General features: G+C 58.3%; 16 protein-coding genes and 4 pseudogenes. 7 read left to right on the top strand and 13 right to left on the bottom strand.

Annotated elements, in window-relative coordinates; translation table 11 throughout:
- Positions 1-636 precede the first annotated feature (636 nt).
- The gene (locus BDOA9_RS34855) at positions 637-1,311 is read left to right on the top strand and encodes a response regulator transcription factor (protein ID WP_025038564.1); all 675 of its coding nucleotides are present in this window, start codon (positions 637-639) and stop codon (positions 1,309-1,311) included.
- Between the two features lie 55 nt (positions 1,312-1,366).
- Positions 1,367-1,744, top strand: coding sequence for a response regulator transcription factor (locus BDOA9_RS34850; RefSeq protein WP_025038563.1), 378 nt, complete (start codon positions 1,367-1,369; stop codon positions 1,742-1,744).
- A 164-nt stretch (positions 1,745-1,908) separates the two neighbouring features.
- On the opposite strand, the gene BDOA9_RS34845 is transcribed toward BDOA9_RS34850, so the two are convergent.
- From BDOA9_RS34845 to rpoN, 3 genes are all read right to left on the bottom strand, one after another.
- Complete coding sequence (locus BDOA9_RS34845) at positions 1,909-3,255, bottom strand: IS5 family transposase (protein ID WP_025038562.1); 1,347 nt, start codon at positions 3,253-3,255, stop codon at positions 1,909-1,911.
- 376 nt (positions 3,256-3,631) lie between these two features.
- Positions 3,632-3,838 carry a cold-shock protein gene (locus BDOA9_RS37285; protein WP_082848032.1) on the bottom strand — a complete coding sequence of 69 codons (207 nt, stop codon included), beginning with the start codon at positions 3,836-3,838 and terminating at the stop codon, positions 3,632-3,634.
- A gap of 1,256 nt (positions 3,839-5,094) precedes the next feature.
- Entirely contained in the window at positions 5,095-6,756 is a 1,662-nt protein-coding gene (gene rpoN / locus BDOA9_RS37280) for an RNA polymerase factor sigma-54 (protein WP_082847983.1), read from the bottom strand.
- Positions 6,757-7,889: 1,133 nt separating this feature from the next.
- Between rpoN and BDOA9_RS34825 the strand changes: the two genes are divergently transcribed.
- The 3 genes from BDOA9_RS34825 to BDOA9_RS34810 all read left to right on the top strand — a co-directional run bounded on the left by BDOA9_RS34825 (position 7,890) and on the right by BDOA9_RS34810 (position 11,221).
- On the top strand, positions 7,890-9,014 hold the full coding sequence (locus BDOA9_RS34825; protein WP_052363156.1) for an amino acid kinase family protein: 1,125 nt from the start codon (positions 7,890-7,892) through the stop codon (positions 9,012-9,014).
- A 66-nt stretch (positions 9,015-9,080) separates the two neighbouring features.
- Positions 9,081-10,234, top strand: a protein-coding gene (locus BDOA9_RS34815) for an IS3 family transposase (RefSeq protein WP_152033737.1) whose coding sequence is annotated in 2 segments (ribosomal slippage) — positions 9,081-9,330 and positions 9,330-10,234 — 1,155 coding nt in all. Because the reading frame shifts where the segments join, the coding sequence is not laid out codon by codon here.
- Between the two features lie 246 nt (positions 10,235-10,480).
- The gene (locus tag BDOA9_RS34810) at positions 10,481-11,221 is read left to right on the top strand and encodes an outer membrane beta-barrel protein (RefSeq protein WP_025038556.1); all 741 of its coding nucleotides are present in this window, start codon (positions 10,481-10,483) and stop codon (positions 11,219-11,221) included.
- A gap of 713 nt (positions 11,222-11,934) precedes the next feature.
- Here BDOA9_RS34810 and BDOA9_RS38475 read toward each other — a convergent pair.
- The 8 genes and pseudogenes from BDOA9_RS38475 to BDOA9_RS34785 form a co-directional block, all read right to left on the bottom strand.
- Entirely contained in the window at positions 11,935-12,291 is a 357-nt protein-coding gene (locus tag BDOA9_RS38475) for a hypothetical protein (protein ID WP_152033735.1), read from the bottom strand.
- A gap of 372 nt (positions 12,292-12,663) precedes the next feature.
- Positions 12,664-12,903 carry a hypothetical protein gene (locus tag BDOA9_RS34805; RefSeq protein WP_025038555.1) on the bottom strand — a complete coding sequence of 80 codons (240 nt, stop codon included), beginning with the start codon at positions 12,901-12,903 and terminating at the stop codon, positions 12,664-12,666.
- A 216-nt stretch (positions 12,904-13,119) separates the two neighbouring features.
- A complete protein-coding gene (gene ectB / locus BDOA9_RS34800) occupies positions 13,120-14,421 on the bottom strand; it encodes a diaminobutyrate--2-oxoglutarate transaminase (protein ID WP_025038554.1) in 1,302 nt (433 codons plus the stop codon).
- 2,880 nt (positions 14,422-17,301) lie between these two features.
- A pseudogene (locus BDOA9_RS34795) lies at positions 17,302-17,586 on the bottom strand (IS66 family transposase); the annotation flags it as partial.
- Positions 17,587-17,687: 101 nt separating this feature from the next.
- Positions 17,688-17,912, bottom strand: coding sequence for a transposase (locus BDOA9_RS38470; protein ID WP_152033734.1), 225 nt, complete (start codon positions 17,910-17,912; stop codon positions 17,688-17,690).
- A gap of 36 nt (positions 17,913-17,948) precedes the next feature.
- Positions 17,949-18,134 (bottom strand): annotated as a pseudogene (locus tag BDOA9_RS38465) (IS21 family transposase); the annotation flags it as partial.
- Between the two features lie 21 nt (positions 18,135-18,155).
- Complete coding sequence (locus tag BDOA9_RS37270) at positions 18,156-18,443, bottom strand: transposase (protein ID WP_082847980.1); 288 nt, start codon at positions 18,441-18,443, stop codon at positions 18,156-18,158.
- A gap of 349 nt (positions 18,444-18,792) precedes the next feature.
- Positions 18,793-20,178, bottom strand: a complete 1,386-nt coding sequence (locus tag BDOA9_RS34785; protein WP_025038551.1) for a hypothetical protein — start codon at positions 20,176-20,178, stop codon at positions 18,793-18,795.
- 235 nt (positions 20,179-20,413) lie between these two features.
- On the opposite strand from BDOA9_RS34785, the gene BDOA9_RS34775 reads away from it, so the two are divergent.
- Both BDOA9_RS34775 and BDOA9_RS39700 read left to right on the top strand, forming a co-directional pair.
- Positions 20,414-21,588, top strand: a protein-coding gene (locus tag BDOA9_RS34775; RefSeq protein ID WP_152033733.1) for an IS3 family transposase whose coding sequence is annotated in 2 segments (ribosomal slippage) — positions 20,414-20,702 and positions 20,702-21,588 — 1,176 coding nt in all. Because the reading frame shifts where the segments join, the coding sequence is not laid out codon by codon here.
- A gap of 131 nt (positions 21,589-21,719) precedes the next feature.
- Positions 21,720-22,349, top strand: a pseudogene (locus BDOA9_RS39700) (IS3 family transposase); the annotation flags it as partial.
- 121 nt (positions 22,350-22,470) lie between these two features.
- Here BDOA9_RS39700 and BDOA9_RS40255 read toward each other — a convergent pair.
- Both BDOA9_RS40255 and tnpC read right to left on the bottom strand, forming a co-directional pair.
- Positions 22,471-22,605 carry a hypothetical protein gene (locus BDOA9_RS40255; protein WP_445291835.1) on the bottom strand — a complete coding sequence of 45 codons (135 nt, stop codon included), beginning with the start codon at positions 22,603-22,605 and terminating at the stop codon, positions 22,471-22,473.
- Positions 22,602-24,255, bottom strand: a pseudogene (gene tnpC, locus BDOA9_RS34755) (IS66 family transposase). The gene BDOA9_RS40255 and the pseudogene tnpC overlap by 4 nt, the downstream one beginning before the upstream one ends.
- Between the last annotated feature and the right edge of the window lie 55 nt (positions 24,256-24,310).

Raw genomic sequence — 24,310 nt, 5'->3', positions numbered from 1 at the left:
AAAAACACTTGTGATTAGCACCATTGGCCAATTCGATTCGAGGAATGTCGGCAGCATGCCGGCTCCGCACGCGGCCGCAACCAACAGGCGTCGCGAGATTAGAGCACAACGAATCCGAGTTCTACGCGTTCCCTATCAAGCGCGCGTGGCAGGGAGCGCCGGCTAGCCTTATCTGCGTCAAACACACTGTTTTAGCTTATCAAGTTACCCCTTCGTCCACAACTCAAACCAACCGTGCGACGACGTGACAACCTATGATAGCGGGCTTCAGATTGTTCGTTTTGCTCGGCCGATCGAAAGTGGTAATTTTTGATAGAAGCTCGGCAGTCCGCAAGAAGATCGGATTTCGCGACGATCTCTCGCCTGTTTCCGGCGAACTCATGAGCGGGCAGTTTTGGGCGAGGCCGTTGGTTTACGCGTCTGCATAGTTCGCAAGAGTTGGGGGATTCGGAGGGATGGCCACAGGAAATGGTGGCCGGACACCAATTATAGGATGTTTGTCTCGAGGCGGCCTATAAACCGAAGTCGATAGGGTTTTCACGACCATAGCCATGGTCGCCCATCCCCGTCCGAGAAGGGCCGATATAAGATCGTTTTTCTGCACTCGAGATAGTTCTGATTGAAAAGGATGGGCCTGTGAACGAGCACTTACAAGCGTCGCATTTAGTGGCCGGTTACGAGGAAGCAGTTGTGTTGATCGTCGACGACGATGCCTCTATACGCAACGCTCTTACAAACCTTTTCCAATCGGCAGGCTTGAAAGTAAGGGACTACGCCTCCGCAGCGGAGTTACTAGAATCGGAGCCCCCCGAGGGGCCGAGCTGCCTTGTGCTCGATATCCGGCTGCCCGGATTGAGCGGTCTTGAGCTGCAATCCGGTCTTGCTAGCGCCAATATGCATACGCCGATTGTTTTCATAACAGGTCACGCTGATGTTCCCATGACGGTACAGGCCATGAAAGGTGGTGCGGTTGATTTCCTGACAAAGCCATTCCGCGACCGAGATTTGCTTCATGCAGTCCAGATTGCAATTGAAAGAGATCGAAAGAAGCGAGAGCTCGAGAAGATGCAAGCCGGAGTGCGTTCTCGTTTTGAAAGTTTGACGACGCGCGAGCGGGACATTCTGACGCTAGTCGCATCAGGGCTGTTGAACAAGCAAGTGGCGGGTGAACTTGGTCTAGCGGAGATTACCGTCAAAGTTTATCGTGGCCAGGCCATGCGCAAAGTCGGTGCTAAGTCGCTTGCCGATCTCATAAGAATGGTCGAATTGTCGGGCCTGTCCCGATCAGGGCAAACGTGCATACCTAAATAATGGTGGCGGCTGCCGGTCCAGTGGCGCTCCCGTCGAAGGGATCTCGGTTTCATCAATGCCCCATCTCATTTCGATCATTGACGATGATCCATCGGTTCGTGCCGCCACAAACAATCTTCTGGCTTCCCGCGGCTATGACGTCCAAGTTTTTGCATCCGCTCCCGAGTTTTTGCGCTCTGAAGTGGTGGCTGCCACGTCGTGTGTAATTGCTGACATCCAGATGCCTCTCATGAACGGGCTGGAGCTGTTACAGCAAATGCGCAGCGACGGCCGTCAAACGCCGTTTATCTTCATTACGGCCTTTGCGGAAAAATCAGTCCGCGCCCGCGCAATTGAAGCTGGCGCTATTTGCCTGCTTGCTAAACCGTTTAGCAGGATGGCATTGATCAATTGTCTTATTGCAGCGCTCGAACGATTTCATGAACGGGAATGAAAGGTGCTCTATTCTCAGAGAGAGCACCTCAACAGGATAACCTTGGGCCAAACGCACTCTTTCGGAAGAATGTTTACGACGTGAGGAGGGCTCTTCGCGGCTTAGGTGCGTTGATTCTCGCTTTTTGTTGTTTTTGTTGGGTTGAGCGCCGGATTAGCCGTCCGTTAAGAAACCGATTTGAGCGGTGAGCATTCGCTGGGGGCCGCGATGAGGGTGGTCAGGATCAGGCACCAAAGAGCCCTCAGCCAGGCGAGGACACGGCGGAAGTTGTGACCCACGGCGGAGAGGATGACGTTAGCCGCATCGCCGGGGCGGCCTTTGAGGTAGCATCGGCCGAGGTGACCATCGGTCTTCAGGTGTCCGATGATGGGTTCGATGGCGGAGCGGCGGCGCAGCTCGCGCTTGATGACACCGAAGACGCCGCGCTTCTGGCCGGAGATGAAGACGCGACGAGGATTTTGCGCGTCGTGGCCGCGGTATCCCTTGTCGACATAGGCCCGCTCGATCGCACAGCCGGTGAGTGTCTCGGTGCGGTCGATGACGTCCCGCAAGGTGTGACCATCGTACGGGTTATCGGGTAGCGCCCTGGCGTGCAGCACGAACAGGCCGCCAGGAGCACGGCGGTTGTTGGTGACGATGGAGGCTTTGACACCGAACTCGTAGGGCGCGGCGGCCTTGCCCTTGCCGATGCACTCGACCTCTGGAGCATGGAAGGAATAAAGCTTCCAGCCGCGCTGGCGCTGCTGCTGCGAGCGGATCTGCGAGGCCCGGCCGAGCGGGAGGGCGAAGGCGTTCTCGAGCACGGCCTGACCTTCGATCTTGCGGCGGATATCGCGGATGATCCGGCCCAGCCGGCTGCGCAGGATGCGCAACTGCCGCTGATGCCGCTTGAATTGCTTGGCGTGGGCGTAGCGTCCCGCCATCATCGCCGCGGTCTTGGCAATGCGAAGATAGGACTGCCGCAGCTTGACCCCGTGCTTCCTCGCCAGGCGGTTGAGCCCCTTGATTGCCGCGTGCAGCAGCTTGGCATCGGTCGGGAAGGTGATGGCCTTCGGCTGCACGGTGGTATCGACCGTGACCCGCTTGAGGTCCTGGCTGCGCAACGCGCCGGCCTCGTGCGCCACCCGCAGGCTCTCGGCCAGCAACAGCTCCAGCTTGTCGCCAAGCCGCTTGCGCCAGTGGCTCAGGTCCGAGCGCTCATGCGGGAACGCGTGCTGAAAGAACTCTTCGCCGGTGAAGTACTGGAAATACGGGTCGTGGACCCAGCGCTCGCACACCCCCTCATCGGACAGGCTGTAAATGTGCTTGAGCAGCAGCAGCCCGATCATGAAGCGGGTCGCAATCCCCGGCCGACCGTTCTTGCTGTAGAGCGGCGCGATCTCGCCGTCGATCCAGTCCCAGTCGACCTTGCCGGCGAGCTGAACCAGCTCGTGCTTCATGTTGATGATCTGGTCCAGCCTGGCCCGGAACAGATCGCCCGATCCCGTCGCTTTGGGCTTCTTCGGTCGCATCGCCACCTCCGATGCGAGGACGGAATCATGACTGGCGATTCGATGGAATCCTCAAAACGGAATTGCAGGGTTCCGATGCCCGAAGCATCAAAACCCTGCAATCCCAAAACAGGCCACAATGAATAATGCGATCCCAGCTCAATCGCTTAGCCGCTCTTCACGGACGACGGATTAGGGTAGATCCTGCTGACGCATTTGTGTCACGGATGCTCGTCACGGGCGAGCGAAGTTTCAAATTGAGCTGCCGGCGCGAAGCGCACCGTTGGCAACTGAAAGCAAAGGCGGAGTGGGCCGATGACGCAGCCTTTGCAAACAGTTGAGATGTGCTGAAACCGATCGCGTGGCGGTCTCTTGTCAAGTTTTGCTCACTTCTGCACTAGGGAATACTGAGTTCCTCTGCAAACGGCCGGCCAGCCGCACCGGTCTTGAGTTCATAGCAAATTCGTATCCCTTCGGCTAAGTCGGATCTTCCGGTTTTTGCGACGGCTGTGGCGTGTACGAATACGTCCGGACCTCCGTCATCCGGCCTGATGAAGCCATACCCCTTTTTTGCGTTGAACCATTTCACTACACCTGTTGCCATGTGCCTAACTCCAGCTTCTTCAGGATCTAACAAAAAGGGGCGCGTCACCTGGTGCATCTCGAGCCGTACGCGCGTAGCACAGAACATTACAATGTCGCTTCAGGGGGAAGTCGCCGGTATGAGCGGCGCGCAATTCGCATCTGTTCAAGACACTCGCTTAGAATCTCTGAAAATGCGTGACGCGGCGCGAAGAGAATGCCGCGTTTGAGCGCTGTAAGCTTGATGAGCGCTCTCAATGCAATGCGTCATAGTCTGATGTCCGACGGAGGGTGCTAAGAAGAGGGTCGAGGGTGCCGCGGTCCAGCGGCTCGCACATTTTGGGAGCATCGTTCTGGCAAAGGTCATTGAGCACCTGCTTGCGCGGAGACATTTCTCTTCCTCATTTAGCAATTGGCGTGCCGCTCCTTATGATGACGCAGATTACGTCTGGTGTGCTCCCACTCACCGCTATGGGTCCGCTGCACGACATATTGATCCATCGCCCGACCACCTAAGAAAGATGCACAACGGGCGGATTGTCCATCAAAGCACGATAATAAGGGTGCCTCCGCGGTAGCGCTGACAGTTGACAATACTGGCGCGGCATGAAGAAATCTCCATCCATCAGCGATGGCAGCGCTCTTCTGTCGGCCCCTTCTCGCGACAACAAACCAGTCATTGCGCAAGGCTGAAAACGATATCGCCGCGTTGTTGGCTCTTAGACCAGCCAAGCGGTAGTTTGCCGCTGAAACGGGCGAAGCGCGCCTGCCCCGGGCGGGCGGCGTGAATGAGCTGGGCTGCCGCGTTCAGGTCATGCCGAGCGTAGGGAAAAAAGCTGGTGCGCCGGCAGTGTCATGTGGGGGCTGATTGTGTGAAGCAGTACTTTAACATCATTGTCGCGCGCCACGCGCACCTTTAATAGCGCGGATCTACGTCCGTCAATCATTCGGTGTTCACCATTCCCGAGACGTACGGGCACCGCATGATCAATGCCATGGTGATGTCCGTCGGCGGAAAGCGCTATTGAAGCATTCGGCAAAATGGGCCCGTGGATGATATCCTTGGTAGAACGTGCAGTGTTGCCATAAGTGATGTTAGACAGAATACCGAGCCAATGCGCCGGATGTCGTCTTTGAGACAATCCGGGCTCAAGAATTCCCTGCCTTGCGTGCGCGACCCATTGCAGCCTTAGAAGCACCGACGGATTATGTGGGTGCAACGGAAAAGGTGATGTGGCTAGCGCGGAATGACGTGGATGGCCAGTGACTTAGGGCCGGTTAGTCGTCTCTAATCTGTTCTGAGGGCGCTAAACGCCGAGAGGTGAGCGGCCGAGGATCCGGCTGTCCAAGGCATCGGATGGTCTTGCTAGGTACCTGAAGTACGGGCAGCCGGCCGTTAGAGACGCGTTGTTCGACGCGGGCCGTCTCCGTATTGTCTGTTGGGCCAGTTGGAGCCGTTGTCAAAACATACTCCGGAGCAGCTTGCTTCTGGCGGCGGCGCTGCATGGATGAGGGAATACCCAATATGTCACGGTATTTTGCTATGGTGCGGCGCGCGATATCGATCCCGGACGCGCGCAACAGCTCAACGATCGCGTCATCTGATAGCACCGACAACGGATCCTCGCAGTCGATAAGCCGCTTAATACGGTGGCGAACCGCTTCGGCCGAGTGAGCCGTTCCGCCGGCAACTGAAGCGACGGATGGTGTAAAGAAGTATTTCAGTTCGAGCCGCCCGCGATTGGACGCTAGGTACTTGTTGGTTGTTGCGCGTGAAACGGTCGATTCGTGCAGCCCTGTAGCCTCGGCCACAGCCTTGAGATTGAGAGGCCGAAGGTGCTCTATGCCGCAGGTGAAAAAATCCCGCTGTTGGCGTACAATTTCGCTCGCGACTGTCAAAATCGTGTTGGCTCGGTGCTCGAGTGATTTTGTCAGCCAGCGCGCATTAGTCCAGGCATTAGCTAGGTAGGACTTGTCATCATGGCTGCGGAGCTTGCTCGCAAGCTTACGATGATAGTCCTGCTTCAGGCAAACGTTGGGAAACGCTTCGCTATTCAGTTCGACCACCCAATCGTTATCCGGACTCCGGCGGACCAAGACATCCGGGATCAGAGCTTCGGGTTGCGGCGCGCCAAATTGATGTCCCGGCTTCGGGCTAAGGCCGCGAATTTCCGCAATCATGTCGGCGATGTCCTCGTCGCTCACTCCGCAGACGCTGCGCAGGGCAGCAATGCCCTGCGGTACAACATGAAGGTTTGCGACGAGAGCCTGCATCGCTGGGTCGTAACGGTCGCGCCCGCGGAGCTGGATTGCCAAGCACTCGCTCAACGAACGAGCGCACACGCCGGATGGGTCGAACTCCTGCAGGATTGCCAAAACCTCATCGACATCAGCTCGCGGTACTCCGAGCGTTTCGGCAGCTTGCCCTAAGTCTTGCGGCAAGTATCCGGCTTCATCGACGAGATCGATCAAATAGTGTCCGATCGCTCGCTTTGTGGGGGATGTTAGAGCGAGTCCGAGCTGCTCGTTCAAATGATCGCGCAGGGTCGTCTCAGCGGAGACGAATTCCTCAAGATCATAGTGCTGTTCGCTGGACCGGCTACCGGTCAGGTCTCCGCCGGCTCTCGGACCATCACCTTCTGCGTCCTGCGCAATCGCCTCAGCGGACGGCTGAGAGGGAAGATCGTCGGTTTCCACGTTGCGCGGCTCGTCGGCGAGCTCGCTGGAACCGCTCGTTTCGCAGCCAGACGTCATTCCAGCATCGTCTCGCGCGGGCATGTCTCTATCCTGCTCCAGCAACGGATTGCGCTCAAGCTCCTGCTCGACGAAAGAGGCGAGATCGAGATTGGACAAGTGCAGCAGCTTTATCGAATGCTGAAGCGCAGGCGAAATCACAACTGATTGCGACTGCCGAAACTCCTGTTGATATGCATGGCTCATTGAAACACCTTCCTCAGGCCGCCTTTCGCCGTCTGCTTTCGACTAACCAATCGGTGTTAGGCACGCAGACGGCCGTGGATAGGTATGGATCTGGCCAGGGTTCGCCCCGAATCAGATCCGGCGATGTGCCAATCAGCTGTTCGACTGGGCGCGTCCAAATCGCCGTCGCAATGGGTGCGGTCTGACCTTAGTGATCTGCTGTATTGGTGTAAGCTGGCCAGGACACCTCGTTGTCCTGAGGACAACTGAGATCTGGCGGTCCGGGTGCAAGCAACGGGATCAGTGCCGCGGACGAGCTGGGCGTCAAAACAATCGTGGCGGCGTGCGCCGCAGGTGCAGGTAGTTTTGCGACGCTCCCTCGCAGCGAGTTCGCGGCAGGAGGCGATTGGCACGTGTTGACTGGTCACCGGCGCCGCCCAAACTGAAGTAGAACGGCCCGTCCGACCACCTGGTGCGGCTCTCGCCGGCATCGCAGCGCGTATCCAGAGACGAGCTCGTCCATCCAGGGCCGAAGGAGGTCCAGTTCTGGCTCGGCATGATGTGCTACGCGTTCGGTCGACGGCTTAAAGCATAGTGTCCGAAGGGTGCTGCCGGTGTGGGCCAGCAAGTACGGGAGTCCCTGCATCGAAAAGCGGACGGGCTGGACATCAATCGACAGAGTAAGCAAGAGACCTCCCGACATCTGATCAGTTAAGGACTCAGCAAGGCGCGTGCCACAACAAGACGGCGCTCGCGACGCTGGCTCGCTGGCTCACGGTCACAGAGCATGATGCCAAAGGAAAAGTAGAAGAGATGTGTATGGTGTCGGACACTCACCTGTGTGACGCCGAACCAGTCGGGAGTGCGTCGATATCAGAGGCGCACTAGGTATTCAATTGAAGCCCAGACCCGCGATCTGGCGTGCGTTCGCCCCTGAGCGACGGTCAGGAGTTAATCCGTCGGCGAGAGGCCGCACGGCGATGAGCGTAGGCCCAAGAATGGTATGGCAGTTGCTGTGATGATGCCAAGCCTGGTGGGAAGAGCGTCTTTCAGCAATTGGCGGAGTCACAGACGTCTAGCCCGCGAAGTGGGTTGTCGTCCGCCTTACTGCCACGCCGGGTGAAGAGAATGTGACTTAATATGGACGCTAGCGCATGACAATCAAGGTAATGAAATTTGGGGGATCTAGTTTTACTGATGCGGGATCCTATCACATCGTCGCCAGACATATACTGGATAGGCTCGCAAAGGATGCGGAGCAAGTGATAGTTGTGGTTAGCGCGATGCAGGGCCATACGGAGGCACTCAAGTCCCTGGTGCTATCTGTGAATGAGACTTGCAGCACCGATGCATCTCATGCGGTCCTCACAGCCGGAGAGATGATTTCCGTTGGGCTGCTCGAGGCGGCATTGCAAAGACATTCAGTGCCGGTGGCGTCGCTCTTTGGGTATTCGGTTGGAATCAAAACGTCCTTGCTCTTTGGCAGGACGCTCATAGACGAGGTTGACGACAAGCCGCTGCTGAAGGCGCTGGAGGTGGCTCGCGTGGTAATCGTTGCGGGAGCGCAGGGCGTGGATGGGGATGGACGTGTCTCAATGCTTGGCCGCAATAGCTCGGATCTAACTGCAGTGATAGCCGCGGATATCGTAGGAAGTGGCGCTTGCGAAATCTATTCGGATGTCTGTGGTATCTACTCCGCTGATCCGAGAATGGTGAGAGAAGCAAGACTGCTCCCGAGAGTCTCCTATGCCAGCGCAAGCCGGATAGCGCGCTGCGGCGCGAAAGTGCTTCACCATGGCGCGATCGAATATGCTGCCGGCCGCGGAATTGCCATCTCCTGCAAATCCTTACTGCCAAATGAGACGGCGGGCACGTTGGTGACTAGCGCAGGAGGCGGAACTTGCGTCGTCATCAACCCATCAGCAACAAGGGTTGCATTTCATAGCGCCGTTGAAAAAGACCGGGCAAAGGGTGTGTTTCACAGGCTTGGTATCCTGTGGACCGAGCTGGAGCAGGATGGCCGCAATGAGGGGTATTTGACCCACGACGCGGACGCTGCGCTGTTTGCTCTGCAACAAGAAGACATCGACCCTCTGATCAGTGCGCAGAGGATTGTGGTTTTGGAGGTCCGCGAGCGCGTGCGGAAGGTATATGAATTGCGAGATCTTGACGCAGCTGCGTATTGTGCGCGGCAGGTGCATGCTGAGCTCGTCGATGGAGCCGAGGCACCTCATAGCCGCCAAGCCTTGATTGGCGACACACCGCTCTGTAGGAGGTAGACATCTGAGCTGCTGCCGGTTTGATGGACACCGAGATTGGGTGTTTTATCAAGCCGGAGGTTGGTCATGCAGAGACGGAAGTTCAGCCGAGAGTTCAAGATCGAAGCGGTCAAGCTTGTCAAGGAGCGCGGGGTGTCGGTGGCGCAAGCCGGTCGCGACCTGGGCGTTCATGAGAACGTACTGCGCAAATGGGTGAAGGAGTTCGGCTCTGACCCGGTACAGGCGTTCCCCGGCCATGGGCAGATGAAGCCCGAGCAGCAAGAGATCGAGCGGCTGCGCCGTGAGGTCGCCAAGCTGAAGGCCGAGCGAGATATCCTAAAAAAGGCCGCAGCCTACTTCGCGAAGGAAGCGACATGAAGTTCGCCTTCGTCGCGAAGCACCGGACGATCTGGCCGGTGGCATGGCTATGCGATGCGCTGGGAGTGTCGCGGTCGGGCTTCCATGCCTGGCTGAACCGCTCTCCCAGCGCCAGATTCCGCAGCGACGAGGAGCTCGGCGGCAGGGTCAAGGCCAGCTTCGCCGCCAGCGACCGCACCTATGGCGCACGCCGGGTGTGGCGTGACCTGCTCGCCGACGGGGCGGATTGCGGCCTGCACCGCATTGAGCGGCTGATGCGCCTGCAAGGCTTGAGGGCACGGCCGCGACGTCGGCGCTTGCCGAAGGACAGCGGCGATCGACAGCTCGAGACGGTGCCGGCCAACCTTCTGGACCGGCAGTTCGCTGCCGAGCGTCCGAACCAGAAATGGATCGCCGACTTCACCTATCTCTGGACGGCCGAAGGCTGGCTCTATGTGGCAGCGGTGATGGACCTGTTCTCACGCCGCGTGGTGGGCTGGTCGATGAGTGCCGCCATGACGGCGCAGCTCGTGACGGACGCATTGTTGATGGCCGTCTGGCGGCGCGGCAAGCCGGATGCGCTGTTGCATCACTCCGACCAGGGTAGCCAGTACACCAGCGAACAGTTCCAGCGCCTGATGGCCGACCACGGCATCGTTTGCAGCATGAGCCGCTCCGGCAACGTCTGGGACAACGCGGCGATGGAGAGCTTCTTCTCCTCGCTCAAGACCGAGCGTACGGCCAACAAGATCTATCGAACCAGAGATGAGGCACGCGCCGATGTGTTCGACTACATCGAGAGATTTTACAACCCGACCCGCAGGCATTCGACCATCGGCTATCTCAGCCCGGTTGAGTTCGAGCGCAAGGTGGGATTAGCTTAACCGGGTGTCCATCAAACCGGCAGCAGCTCAGATCTCTCATTCAGTAAACACAACGACAGCCGCCCTCTCTTCTACGGCATTCACGTGCGATTGCTCGTAGGTCTCGCGACATTCAATCCTACAACGTTACGCCGCGTCAGATTCAAGCAGTTCTTTCGAGCTGAATGTTGCGCAGCAGTTACAGCAAATCGCGTTGCTACTGCTATGACCGGGGCCGTTGGGGGCCACTCATGGATGAAGGTCGAAATGAAAAAGTTGTTGCTAATGACTGCGAGCATCGTCGCACTCCTCTCTGGTCCATCTGCATTCGCTGCAGATCTCGCTGCACAGCCCCTCTGCACGAAAGCACCGCCAGCAGTGATCGCGGTTGCGCTATACGACTGGAGCGGGTTCTACGCTGGCGTGAACGGAGGCTGGGGGTTGAGTCAGAACTCCTGGGATTTCGCAGGTACCAATCCAGAGGGTTCCCACGACTCGAGCGGCGGCACGGTCGGTGGTCAGCTCGGCTATCGCTGGCAAATCGGCCAGACAGTGCTTGGCGTCGAGGGCCAGGGCAACTGGGCTGATTTCAGAGGCTCTAATGTAAGCGCGGTCTTTTCGAACACCGATAACCGGACAAGCACCGAAGCATTCGGCTTGATTACTGGACAGATTGGGTACGCCATCAACAACGTGCTGCTCTACGCAAAGGGTGGCGCGGCGATCGTAAGCAGCAGATATGAGGTTAACTCGATCGCTTCAGGCGTGCGGCTTGGAAGCGCAGACACCACACGTTTTGGCGGGGTAGTTGGTGCGGGATTCGAGGTTAATTTGACGCCTAACTGGTCTGCCGGCCTGGAGTACGATCATGTGTTCATGCCGACTAGTGATGTGGGCTTCGCTGCCGCCGGTGGTGGCACGCTCGGAAACGATCGCATTCATCAGGAGCTTGACCTCGTGACCGCACGGCTCAATTACAAGTTTGGCTGGCCGCTGGCTTTCAAATAGCGACGTTTGTTCAAACGACAGTCCAGAGCCCCGGCCTTTGCCGGGGCTCTTCCTGCCCGGATCATCTGGACGCAACCAATCCGCGGACTACGAAGACCATTGTTTGCAGAACGGCTCTCGACACCTTGCGTCCGTATCCCAGGATAATTGGAAATACTGTCCGTAAGCGAGCTGGTACTGCCGGAAGGGTAGTCTGCTGGTTGCGATCAATGGGCCTTCGTGACAATCGTCAGCACCGACCAGGTTCCGTAATGGCGGCGCAGCTCCTACTGCTATCCCGGCGTCGTTGCTCCTCCTCTGATGTGTTTGGATCGGTATCCGCGCGTGGCGAAGCCCTGGAGAGCGAATGCGGCCGACCCTCTTTGATAATGTTTCGAGGCTCTCGCGATCCCCGAATTGCAACACACCTTCATGTCCAATAAACAAGACGCTCATGCCATGTTTCATGTCTGGCTGTTTGGGCTCCTCTTGACGCGCGATTGAGGTGGCATCCCGTGGCAGCGGGTCTTTGGATTGTGGGGAAAACCGAACTGTGGATCACCAGAAGCTAAAGTGTGCGCCTCTGATCACGCTGGCGGGCCAACGCCACGTCGCTTTGCAGCAAAGCCGAGATCTTGTGCTTGTGCTGAGCCGCGGTGTACAGACCGGGATCCGATGTTCGACGGCGCTAAGGAAGCAACATTGGGCCTCCTCGTTATGGTATCTGCGCGGCGTCAAACCTCGAAGTTTGGCTCGGGAGTATGCAACTGATAGAAGCCAATGGGCTTGAGGCGTTCGGTGCGGAGGCCATTGAACACTTTGGTAGCGGCATCATCAGTTGGCTTGGTGGGCCTTGAGAACCGTAGCGTGAGGCCACGTTGATAGGTTCCGACGTCAAGATTGCGTGACACGAACTCGCTGCCCTGATCGACCTCGCAACGTGGGGAGCCCGATTCATCGCAAACCCTTTCCAGTACTTCCACGGTGGCGGTGAAGCAGAAGGGAGCCACGGCTCCAGCGCCTTCGAGACGCGGGGAAGATAAGGAGCATCGCAAGTACGAGGAGCTTGCCGGCAGATCCCAGCTGGTCATGGACAAAGTCCATGGTCCAGGTCTCGTTGGCTCGCGTGGCCGGCCGCGGTGATCGCGCAGCTTGGCCTTGAGCCGACGCCTGGTGATGTATTGCACCCGTTCGTGATAGAGGCGGTCGGGTTTGTTCTGGCCGTGAAGCCACTCCCCGCGACCCAGCATCACGTGAGCGCGGCGTCAGCCGTAATGCAGGTGAAAATGGCAGATCGTCCTCATCCGAGTGTACAGTGCCCCCTGGCCGGACCGACGAGACTTGTAGTGGTAGGTCGATCGGCCTCGAACTCCAGATCCTCCTTGTGGATCGGCACCTGACGATCGCCACAAACCTCGTCACGAGCTTGTGCCTTGCGGCCAGGGTTGAGAGTTCTCGTCGGTTCACCTCCCGCAGCCGAGCAAGGATCTCCCACCAGCTTGTTCAGCTTGACGTTTCTCTTCCCGGAGCTGCTTCAGCAGCTGCATTTTGGTCGGCAGCAGCCCGTCATTTTCGGCTTCCAAATTGAAATTGATCGGCTGGCTGGATACCGTCTTTGCGGCAGATCTCCGCAACCGGCACGCCGTCAGACCTTGCTTGAGAAAGACCGCATTCTGGGCGTCCGAAAGCCTTGAAGCCTTCATCGGTCTCCCCTCCTCAACTGTCGGCGATCGATGAAGAAACTCTGGCCAAGATAGTGCCGGCCTCAGACGCTTCGGGCCGGGCTCTACCTCCTGCTGAAGGAAGGTGGTAGGTTAGCAGCAGCAGCCATACCGGGGTCCAGGTCGGCCGGGCCAGCTTAGCTGAAACTGAAGCCTCTTCAGGATAGACGAATGGAGACCTGCCTCCGAAAGGAGAGGTCATGTCAAAGCTGCGCTCGACTGGCTCATTGCTTCCGCTAAGCTCTCTTCAAAGATGTCTAAACCCCTATTCAAGGTCTCTGGGTCGATCGTTAGCGAAGGAAAGAACTTGATTACCTCATCCGCCGGGCCGCAGCGCTCGATAATCAGACCGCGATTGTAGGCAGTCCGTACTGCAACCGCAGCAATTTCGGGCGTCTTTCCACAGTCAAAGCCAAGCGCCATTCCGCGACCTCGAACGGTGAAGCGGTTTCCTTGCGCAGCGGAGATGGCGTTCAGCCGTTGCCGCATTAGCGTTCCCATCTGGTGAATGCTCTGCGAGAAGGCAGCACTGCGCCAGTAGAGATTCAAGGCAGCAGTTGCGGAGACAAGTGCCAGGTTGTTTCCGCGAAACGTGCCTGTGTGCTCTCCCGGCTCCCATATGTCGATCGCATCTTTAATCAAAAGCAAGGATAGGGGTAGACCATAACCGCTCAGGGATTTCGAGAGGATTACGATGTCGGGCGACAACTCCGCGGACTCAAAGCTGAAGAAGTCGCCGGTGCGGCCACAACCCATCTGGATGTCATCGACGATAAAGACGGCTTCAATCTCCGCGGCGATGGTTTGAATTGATCGGAGCCATGGTTCTCGAGCGACGTTAATGCCGCCCTCCCCCTGTATGGTTTCGAGGAGGATGGCGGCTGGCGCATCGATGCCGCTGCTCGGGTCCCGAAGCGCGTTTCGCAGATATTCGGCCGCATCAATCCCTTCTCCGAGATAGCCATCAAAGGGCATAAAGGTGACGCCGGACAGGGCGACTTGGCTGGCTTTGCGATAGAACTGATTTCCGGTCGCGGCGGCGGCGCCGAGGCTGAGGCCGTGATAGCCGCGCGTGAATGAAATGATATTGTGGCGTCCTGTAACCTTGCGCGCGAGCTTCAATGCCGCTTCAACAGCGTTGGCACCTGTAGGCCCCGTAAATTGAAATCGATAGCTCAAACGGCGCTCCCGCAGGATAACTGAACTGAATGTCTCCATAAATGCGAGCTTGGCCGGAGTAGCCATATCAAGCCCGTGAACGACAGCGTCCGATGCGAGATAAGCCGTCATAGCTGCCTTTATCTGATGATTGTTGTGCCCGTAATTGAGCGCTCCCGCCCCGGATAGAAAGTCGATGAACCGATCGCCCGTCTCGGTCAGCAAGAAAGACCCGCGCGCGTGGCTAAAAAGGGCCGGAAAGGCACGAGAGTACAGACGAACGTTAGATTCCATCGCATTTAAAGCGTGCAGATTGCGCGAGGAGCGGACAGACTCAGTCATAACGTACCTTCACCGTTTCCAAGGATGGGGCTGCTGCTGGATACCTAACGGGGCCCGCCTAATATTGAACCTCTCAACGCTGGTAGTTCCTGATCAAGCGAGCCGAATTCATGAGTTTGCGCGGACAACTGACCGGGACATACTCGAGGGCTTGCTCATCAAGGATCAAACTGAAGAAGTCCCCAGTCTCTTCTTCTAACCGGAGGACGTACATGCGCAGGCCATCGTGCCGCTCTCACGCTTGGAGGCGTTTGTGCCTGGGTATGACTGAGCTGATGCCTTGCGCTCGGCCGCAGCATCCCACGCAAATGTAGCGAGTTGACGGCTACGCTCACGGTAAAGCGCTCTTGCCAGCTCGAGAGCGAGTAGCGCGGATCTCGCAGCGGCCTTTGGAGGAGCGCGTCGCATGAGGACCAAGGCTCCCGTCGTGGGGCTATTGACACAAGTATCCTGCTTGGAAGTCATCTTTCTTCTCCATCCGTCCTCGGTTTAACCTGAGCGATATAGACCTGCGCGACGAGTTGTTCTGAGAGCGCGCTTTCAGCTCAAGACGACGGCGTTCCTGCCTAGGTGTTGGCAGCCAGCGGAGCCGTCCCTACTGACTTCTTGGTAGCAATCGCCATGCCGCGATAAGAGTGCCGTCATTCCGGAGCTAGAGAAGCGAAGGCAGGCGGGACCGGGTTTGACGAGGCCGCCTCCGTCGGACAGTGAATAGAAGAACATCAACCGGCGCTGGCTTAGCGGCGTGAAGAAGCAGTGAAGGAAGGATGTGAAAATATGTAGTGGAGTTGCTTTGATGTGGCCTGCCCAGAATAGCTTTGGCGCGGCTTTTGGCTGGGCGCCGGTTTGCGGAGGGGGATGAGCGACGACTTCTCAAGAGTGGCATGCGCGGGCGATGGACTCGGCCGGACGGTCGCCCTAGGGCCAGCATTGCCTAAGATGAGGTGGTAGAGAACCGCAAATCTGAGATCTATAATGAGCTGCTCATTGGCGGATGAGATCGTCGACGGTGATGCGTCGGGCCTTAACGCTGCTAAGGGAAGACCTCGTGCGGCTAAGCCACACGAGACAGGGTCGACCACCTTTGGTGAGCACGAGGACCATAACTATTTTTTGGCTCGGTGACAAGCTGCGGGTCGGTGTATATCAGCGGTCCGCATGCAGACGCCTCCTAGCCGACCGCCGATCGCGGTTTCAGCCCCTGCCTGTAAGGCCCCGTCTGGGGTCAGCTATGTCCGTGCGCACGGATTTCTTGTGCCGAAGAAGAGACGCAAGGCGATTGGGCTCACGCGCGGCTCACAGCTGGTGGGCCTGCGGACATTAAACGTCTTATAGCACAAGCAAACAGCGGAACCCGGTCTCGACCAAAATCGATCGGTCGCTTGTTCTACTCGGCTGATCGTGCGGAAATGGGAATCCCACGCGGGACTCTGACCACTATGGGAAAAACAGCGTCTGTGAGGCTTCGAAACGCGCGGCATTCTTGGGACAAGCGGTCCTGGAGATAGCCGCGATCGTGCTCTGGCAGCTCGCGTGTGAGGAGCTGGCGGTAGCGGTGGATCTGGTTGCGATGACTGCGCATGGCAGCCAATTGATCGCTGATGGGCATCGTTTCTCTGGCTGACCTTGAGCGGCGTAATATGTTCGGATGCCTTGCAAGAGCGCTGCCAAAACCAGTATAGGGCCAGGTGCCCCTCGATGGTCCGCAGACCGAGCTAGGTTAAGTTATAGAGAAGCCTCTCTGGGCGACTTGCCCGGCACCGCGTGAAGCGATGGTTGATAGAATACCCCGCGGCGGTGCGGGTGCCACATTGTGCCCTTTGCGATAAGCCGGATGCATGCAACGTATGTGGCGATCTTGGAAGCCTACGATCCGGATTGACTAAACTTGTCGGGTGGGTTGCGCTGGCTCGAGGGAATAGGCCACAACAAGCGAATAATGCTTTCACGACTAGCGGTACATGCAAAATGCGTGCCTCCAAAAGATGTTTAAGATGCGGTTTGGTTCCCCTGGGAAGCGTGGTGCGCTGGTTGCAGAATTGAACAAAAGAGGATCGACAAGAAGTTTCCATGCTGCATGTATATTCACGTCCTGCACCGGAGCCGCAATTCGCGCAAAACTTGTGTACTCGACATCGCGCCGGATGCATTCTTGCTGAGGATGATATTCGCACATTCACGTGGAAACACACTGCGCAGCGGAAGACAAGTGGTGGTGAGCTTAGTCTGACCTCACAAATGTGACCGTAAGGCGTGAGGTCTCGGAAGAGAGACGCGAAGATCCATGTTCGTATGAACCGTTTGACGTCACACTCATTCCTATTGAACGGCAGTTTTCGAGATCCGGACGAGGATTGCGCCAAATCGGCGCCTCATGAATGATCAGCGATGTAGAAGATGTCTAGATGTTGAAGTTTAGCGATCGGTCATGCAGCCCCTTTCTCACTCCCGCATTGTCCGGAGACCCTCTGTCGCCTCTCCCGAGGCTATGCCCTATCCATCCGGGCAAGGCTTTCGTGGCGGTGTCATTGAAACACGCCGTTATGATAGCCGTGGCCATCACGGCAGCCAGAGCCCCGATCAGAACCGGCGAGAACCCTTCCTTTCTTGCCAGCGCAAGACAACGTGTCGCTCGCTCGGCCGCGTTGTTAAAGGGCAGGATGTCTCCGGCGTCTCAAGTTCGGTGGTGAGGCTGATCTTTCGGAGTTAGTCTGTCGAAGCCGGGATAGGGGGTCTGGAGCACGAAACGGTTGCAGGCCGTGATGCCCATTAGCTACGAGTTCGCGTTGTTACTGGGCCGTCCCTACCACTTGCCCGGCTGCGCTGTGAGCCCGGATCCGTAGATGTGGTGCAAGCCACTGGCTCCTAAACAAAGGAGAAGTCGAGCAAGCGGGTAAACGCATCCCAGCGCTTGAGCATGTAGTCCATCGCCTTGGCAACATCGTTGCGCCGTGAGAGCTTGGCGCGTTGTTCGCGCATCCAGCCCCTCAGATCAGCGACCGGCATGACGCTGCGGTCCTGGCGCACGGCTCGTCGCCGCTCGGGCGTATCTCCGTTGATGCCGCGCTCGATCTCCAAACGGGGCATCGATCCGGCGGACGGATTCCAGCGCCAGTGGCGAGATCACGCTGGCTTTTTGCCTTACACCTTGCGGCGCTCATTTTCCTTGCCGACGACAATCTCCATGCGTCCGCTCGTGTGCCCGCTAAAGCCACTGGCGGCGCCGGCGGTTGGTCCGGCACTACCATCGCCGGCACAAAGGCTGGCTAAGGTTGTTCAATATCGCTCGTGCGCGTTCCGAACGGTCGCTGCCAAGTCAACAGGAGCGAGCGCGAAACGTCGTATCGTCGTGCTGTCGACGAGACCGCGCGCGGTTCTTGCAAACTCTCCAGAACGATCTTGAGTTTCTCATCATCGGTCCAGCGACGGCGAAGGCCAATCTCGACAACCTCGAACCGTTCAATCTGAGCACTGAACTTACTGCTGTCCATAAGGGCTGTTACACAGCACTCGTATTTACCCGACAAGGCGGCCCTCACCGGAGGGAGTCGATGCTCCCGCGACTCCCCACCGGGCGACCAGAGGGCATTCTGCAGGCCTTCGGCCAGGGCAACGAAGCTCTCACCGCCAAATACGACGTGAGCGTGCTCGAAGCCGCAAGAGGCCAAACGGAAGTGAAAGAGACAAGGATCCAGCGGGCCCCCCGTGATCGTCGTAAGCCTCCGGTGAGGCTCTCAATTTGCCACAATTGTTCCTTCGACCAGGGCGTGCAGCGCTATGTCGGCGAGGCATGGGCGCCCGTGCCACATGACGGTGTTGCCGGGCGGCAGGTCGCTGGCGCGGGCGAGATAACCGCCGAGCCGAGCGATCTTGATCGGATAGTGCGAGAGAGTGTTCTGTGTTGCTTTTGGTTGGTCGTTGACGAGACGATCAAGCGCGCCGATTTCTGTCGCAGTCAACGCGAGAGTTGGCGGCGCTTCAGGGCGGAACGGTTGAGCATCGTCATTCAGAAGACCCGCCAACTCAGGATGCAAAAGAGCGAGAACAGTTGGTCAGACGCTGGCGGTCCTGAGCTGCGGCTCTAAAGAACCGGATGCGGGGAACCTGCTCGTCCGGGTCTGGGAGGGGGCGGAGGCGACATCCCCGCCCCCACTCGGCACGCCCCTTTAACGATCGGACCGGGGCTTACGATTGGCGTCGCAGAGCTTCTGAAGCCCGCATGGAAGGCCGCAGCCGCGGTCTAGCCGATGATCCGTGCCGGCTGACCAACGGCGTCGACATTGCTTAAACGTGACCGACGCTCCCTCCAGCAAATCGCACGGCGCCGCCGAGTGTGTTCAGGAAGCCTGCCCTGCGCGAACTAGGCCTCGATCAAGCAACAGGCAGCAATATGCCACGTTGTCCAATGTTCATCACGGCATCGGCACTGGCGCGCGCATGGAAGCCCGCAAATTGCCCGGAAAATATGTAGCAATCGAGCCCCCACGACATTGCTTCAACCGAGCGGCGTCGCAGGTTGAGCGCAGTTAATTGTCCAGTGTGAATGTATTCTTGAACCACGTACGAGCCGTTTGCAGCCTCGCTAAGCTGTTTGTCCCAGTCGGATGGAGTGACTAGAGGACCAACTTGGACCCCTTCACCGCGAGTCGCGTTCGAAGGCTTTAGAACGCACCGTGACTGATTGAGACGAATGTACTCTAGGAGATCCACAAGCCGTCCGTCCGGATCAGTTGTTTGCCCAGGACGTATGACGCGGGTCCAAGGGACATGGCGTTCGATGAGCGAGACATGCTCGGAGGAAAAATTGGACCTGAAACGAGGATCACTGAACAAAGCAAGGATGGCCTTGTCGGACAGTATCCACTGCGCAATCCAAGGATTGATCGAAACAACTTCTTGTCTCGCGCAGGCCTCGAGATATTCGCTGCACTCATGAGCGGCCATTACGTCTCTTACATCCACCTTGTTGTAGGTGAGCTGAATAGCATCGCCGTCGGGCCCAAATAGGCCGTCGGAAGTGCGTTTCAATGCACGAATATCCAACACCTGTGACTTGACGCTGACGGCTGCTAGACCCTTTTCAATCCAGTCGACCTCGTTCGCATATCTGCCTTTAAAGTTCAACACGGCGGCAGAACGGAGCTCATCGCCCGTTTCGGCATGGTATGCGGCTTTAAGTTCGCGAACAAAGGTGTTCGGATCGGCTTTGAAGCGCTGCTTCGAGCGTTCGAACGGCAGATCTTGAGTGAGAGGATTGGACGTATTGCTCCAGATGTTTGCGGCTAGGCCCGTTTGAACAACTCCCCCCGGACCTTCGGTGTTCGTTTCAATTATCTTGTAATGACCATCGATCGCAAAAAGTCCATCTAATCGGCCTACAGTCACAATAGGACGTCGTTTCGGGAGGCGAGTGGTCCAATGCACGAGATGATTGTAAGAAGGGAAGAGGTCTCGAACCGCAATATCGCAGCAGTATAGTTCCGCAGCGACATCCAAGAGTTGGACAAAACGCTCCGCAATGATTTGCATTTCGAATGCCTTTTTTGGGGTAATGGTAAGCGGCCGGAGGCATAGCGGATAACCGCGGTCCTCGAAATGTATACCGGCGTTTGCAAGGGCGCTCGCCAGCTGATCCTGGGCGGACCAGAGCGATGCCGCATTATGGCAGCCAATTGTTCGGATTCTATCTTCAATCGCTAAATTCACATCGCCGAGGGCGCGCAGGTACATGGAATCCGATCCGACTTGCTTGTTCATCTGCGTTCCTTCTCGCTTTATATGTGGCTCTAAGCCGACGACGTAGACTCCTCATTGCTTCGCTACCTGCAAGAAATGATCCAATAATCCAGTGAGGAGACGGACGATGCGTAAAGCCAGGTTCACGGAAGAGCGGACCATCCGATCCGGCTGCCGAGATGTCGACGAGGGTGCGCTGAACCTCCTCCAAATTGGTGGACACCTGTACTAGGCTCAAGGAGCCAGGAGGTGTCTGATGAAACATCGTCGACGACGATCATTTACGGACGAATACAAGCGGCAGGCGGTCGATCTGGTTGCGTCGAGCGGTCGGTCGATCGGTTCGGTCGCCAAGGAACTCGGGCTGCGTGACTCGGTATTGCGCTATTGGGTCGAGCAACGAGAGGCTGGATTCGAGACGACGGCAGCGGCGCAGCGCCACACCACGCCGGCGGCGCTGCCGTCGTCGGACCATGCGGAGAGTTGCTGTTTGCAGCAGGAGATCGATCGATTGCGCATGGAGCGCGACATTTTAAAAAAGTCGATCGCGATCTTTGCTGGACCCCGGACATGAGATTCCGCTTCATCGAAGATCGCCGTGACGACTACCCTGTCAGGATCATGTGCGACGTGCTCGGCGTCTCGCGAGCCGGTTACTACGCCTGGCGATCCCGCCTGGAAAGTGTGCGATCCGCTGAAACTCGTGAATTGCTGGAAGATGTCCGGCAAATCCATAGCAACAATCGTGGGCGATATGGCAGCCCTCGCATTCATGTCGAACTGAAGGCGCAGGGCCACGGCGTGAGCCGAGGACGGGTCGAGAGATTGATGCGCCGTCATGGCATTCGCGCTATCACGGCGCGACCACGGCGAGTACGAACCACCGACAGCCGTCATGACCACCCGATCGCTCCGAATCTGGTCAAACGGGACTTCACCGCCGCCGCGCCAAACCTGGTCTGGCTCGCTGACATCACCTACATCGATACCGACCAGGGCTGGCTTTATCTGGCTGCCATCATGGATCTCTACAGCCGCAAGATCGTCGGCTGGGCCATGCAGGATCATATGACGGCGGAACTACCGCTGATGGCGTTGAGGACGGCAATCTCAGCGCAGAACCCCGACGCCGGACTGATCCACCACTCAGATCGCGGTGTTCAATACGCCTCGGGGGACTACCGCAGCGCGCTCAAGTCCGCCGGCTTCCGCGCCTCGATGAGCCGCAAGGCCGACTGCTACGACAGCGCGCCAATGGAGAGCTTCTTCCACACGCTCAAGACAGAGCTCGTTCATCATCGGCATTACGCCACCAAGGAACAAGCCAAACGAGATATCTTTGCCTACATCGAGGGCTACTACAACCGAACCCGGCGCCACTCCGCCATCGGCTACAACAGCCCGATCCAGATGGAGCAGAAAACAGCTTAACCCTGTCCACTTTTTTGGAGGAAGATCAGCGCCGCAAGCACGGCTGAGCTGGCTCCGCAAATCTGAACAGCGCGATAAGTGGAGTTTCCGTCTGACGGGGGACAAGATTGACCCGCGGATCAGGCGAGACGATGAGCAGACAAGCACGGCGGACCACATTCCGGCTTTCAAGGCGAAGGTGGCACTTGCCGCCGTCAAGGGTGACCGCACGCTGGCGCGACTGACGCGACTGGCGCAGGAGTCTGACGTTCACCCAATCAGATCACATCGTGAAACGCCCGATCGAAGGCGGCGCGGCCGATGTGTTCGGTCCGGACGGCGGGAGTGGGATCGCCGAGCCCACGGTCGACGTGAAGTAGCTGCACGCCAAGGGTATCGAGTTGACGCTGGAGAACGAGTTTTGATGGAGCGCTCACCAAGGCGGGATTGCTGAGCGCAAAGCGATGATCAACCGTGAACACGATGTGCCGGTCAGCAAGCAGGCGGAAGCTCTGAACATTAGCCGCGGCTGCGTCTACTATCTGCCGCGTCCAGTGCCGCCCAAAGACGTCGCGCTGATGCAAAGGCTCGACCGGCTGCATCTGGAGTTTCCCTTCGCCGGTTCGCGAATGCTGCGAGGCCAGCTGACTGCAGAGGGGTGCAAGGTCGGCCGCCGGCATGTCAAAACGCTGATGCGGCGGATGGGGATAGGGGCGCTCTATCGCAGGCCGCGCACCACCCAGCCCGAGCCTCGCCACAATATCTATCCCTATCGTATCCGTTCGGCGTAGGCCGCAGCGTCATCGCCTGAGCAGTTCAGGGTGTTCTTTGTAGAACTTGATGAGCTCGATCAGATTATCGATGCTGAAGTCGGTGAACGCCTGGACGCCGTCTTCTCCGACGCTAGAGCCAGATGAGGCCACCCTCGATCTCCATCTCGTTGGCGATGTCCCAGAGCCAATCTTCGTCTTCGCCGAGGTCTTTCGCGACCTGGGTGATGGTGGTGACGTGATGGACCTTGTTGACGTGCATGGTCATGCCGCTCGAGCGGAGATCGCTGATGCTGGCGTCCAATTCCAAGGCAGAAGTTCGTTCAGCCGATGAGCCGGATGGGCGGCGATGCGGGCGAGGATGTCGGTGAGCCAAGCCTGCGGGTCGATGCCGTTCGTTTTCGCGGTGACGATGAGGCTGTACATAGCTGCGGCGCGCCGCCCTCCGCGATCGGAGCCGCAGAACAGCCAGGACTTTCGGCCAAGAGCAATGCCCCTCAGCCCTCGCTCGGCGGTGCATTGTTGGAGAGACATACGCGCCCGTCCTCGAGGAACAAGGTGAAGCTCGTCCAGCGCTTCAGGATATAGTTGAACGCCTTGGCCAGATCGTGTCCCCGAGACAGCTCGGCAAGCGGCTCCCGCATATAGACCTGGAGGTCCTCGACCAGGGGCCGGCTCAGCGTCGGCCGCACCTGAAGGCGCTCCTCGGCACTCTTGTCGTTGATGGAGCGCTCGATCTCGAACAGTGCATCGATCCTCCGCACGACCTCGATCGCGATCGGAGAGAGCGGGATTTCCTTCTTGCCGGTGGCCTTGCGCCGGGCATTCTCTTCGATGTCGGCCATGGCAAAGAACGGGCGCCGTCCCTGCGATCAGCAGGCAGCCTCCCGGACTGGGCCTGGCTGGCATCCCGCCAGATAGAGCTAGTTGTACCCGTCATAGGCGTCGGCCTGCAGGATGCCGGCATACCCCGCCAGATGCCCCTGAGGATGCTCGCCCTTGCGGTCGCGTGAGTAATAGAACATCGCCGCCGGCGGGTCCTGCCTCCAAACGGCCGGTCGTCCCGGACGTAGATCCAGCATCGTCCCGTATCGGTTTTGCCCTTGGCCAGCACCGGCACGGTCGTATCATCGGCATGAAGGCGCTCGACCCTCATAATATGGGCTTCCAGCAGGTGCAGCAGGGGATCCAGCGAGGCACAGACTGCGCCTACGGCATCTGCCATGGTCGACAGTGCGATCGGCACGCCTTCCAGCACGTAGCGCTCGGCCTGGCGGTTCAAGGGCTGATGCTGACCGAACTTCTCGAACATGATCATGGCCAGGAGGCTCGGGCCAGCCCATCCCCGGGGGACGGCATGGAACGGTGCCGGTGCCTGGCTGATCTTCTCGCAGTCGCGACAGGAGAACTTCTCCCGGAACGTCTCGATCACCTTCCACTGGTGCGGCACCACTTCCAGCGTCAGCGTCAGCGTCACGTCCTCGCCGAGCTTGCGCAGGCGGCTACTGCCGCAACATTCGCAAGCCGCAGGTCCATCGATTACCACCCGTTCCGGGGGAAGGTGCTCGGGGAAGGTCTGGCGCTCGGCACGCTTGCGGGTAAATCTCCGCGCCGTCGTCGTCCTGGCCACCGCCCGTTCCGCCGCAAGCTCGTCCTCGGTGGCGTCGGCTTCCAGCTCCTCGAACGTCAGCGCCAACTGCTCGATCAGGCGCGAACGCTCCGACCGCTGGCCGTAGATTTGATGCCTCAGCTTGGCAATCTGCAGCTTCTGTTGCGCGATCAGCGCTTCATCTTCTGACGCTTTCGCGCGGGCGACAGCGAGCGCGGCGGCGACCTGCAAACCATTCGCGCGCTCGGCTGCCAGCGCCGCCTTCAGGGTGGTAACGTCATCCGGAGCAGCGTCGCGATCTGCATTCATGCGGCAGTGAATCACAGATTGGACGCGATGGAACTCCCCAAAATGCAAAAAGCAG

It is taken from the genome of Bradyrhizobium sp. DOA9 (assembly GCF_000617845.2).
GTDB lineage: Bacteria > Pseudomonadota > Alphaproteobacteria > Rhizobiales > Xanthobacteraceae > Bradyrhizobium.
This window is presented reverse-complemented; position numbering and strand designations above follow the sequence as displayed.

Bases quoted from the DNA above. Each gene is read 5' to 3' on its own strand.
- BDOA9_RS34850 (WP_025038563.1), top strand. From the start codon at position 1,367: ATGCCCCATCTCATTTCGATCATTGACGATGATCCATCGGTTCGTGCC.
- BDOA9_RS34845 (WP_025038562.1), bottom strand. From the start codon at position 3,255: ATGCGACCGAAGAAGCCCAAAGCGACGGGATCGGGCGATCTGTTCCGG.
- BDOA9_RS37285 (WP_082848032.1), bottom strand. From the start codon at position 3,838: ATGGCAACAGGTGTAGTGAAATGGTTCAACGCAAAAAAGGGGTATGGC.
- rpoN (WP_082847983.1), bottom strand. From the start codon at position 6,756: ATGAGCCATGCATATCAACAGGAGTTTCGGCAGTCGCAATCAGTTGTG.
- BDOA9_RS34825 (WP_052363156.1), top strand. From the start codon at position 7,890: ATGACAATCAAGGTAATGAAATTTGGGGGATCTAGTTTTACTGATGCG.
- BDOA9_RS34810 (WP_025038556.1), top strand. From the start codon at position 10,481: ATGAAAAAGTTGTTGCTAATGACTGCGAGCATCGTCGCACTCCTCTCT.
- BDOA9_RS38475 (WP_152033735.1), bottom strand. From the start codon at position 12,291: ATGACCAGCTGGGATCTGCCGGCAAGCTCCTCGTACTTGCGATGCTCC.
- BDOA9_RS34805 (WP_025038555.1), bottom strand. From the start codon at position 12,903: ATGAAGGCTTCAAGGCTTTCGGACGCCCAGAATGCGGTCTTTCTCAAG.
- ectB (WP_025038554.1), bottom strand. From the start codon at position 14,421: ATGACTGAGTCTGTCCGCTCCTCGCGCAATCTGCACGCTTTAAATGCG.
- BDOA9_RS38470 (WP_152033734.1), bottom strand. From the start codon at position 17,912: ATGGACAGCAGTAAGTTCAGTGCTCAGATTGAACGGTTCGAGGTTGTC.
- BDOA9_RS34785 (WP_025038551.1), bottom strand. From the start codon at position 20,178: ATGAACAAGCAAGTCGGATCGGATTCCATGTACCTGCGCGCCCTCGGC.
- BDOA9_RS40255 (WP_445291835.1), bottom strand. From the start codon at position 22,605: ATGACCATGCACGTCAACAAGGTCCATCACGTCACCACCATCACCCAG.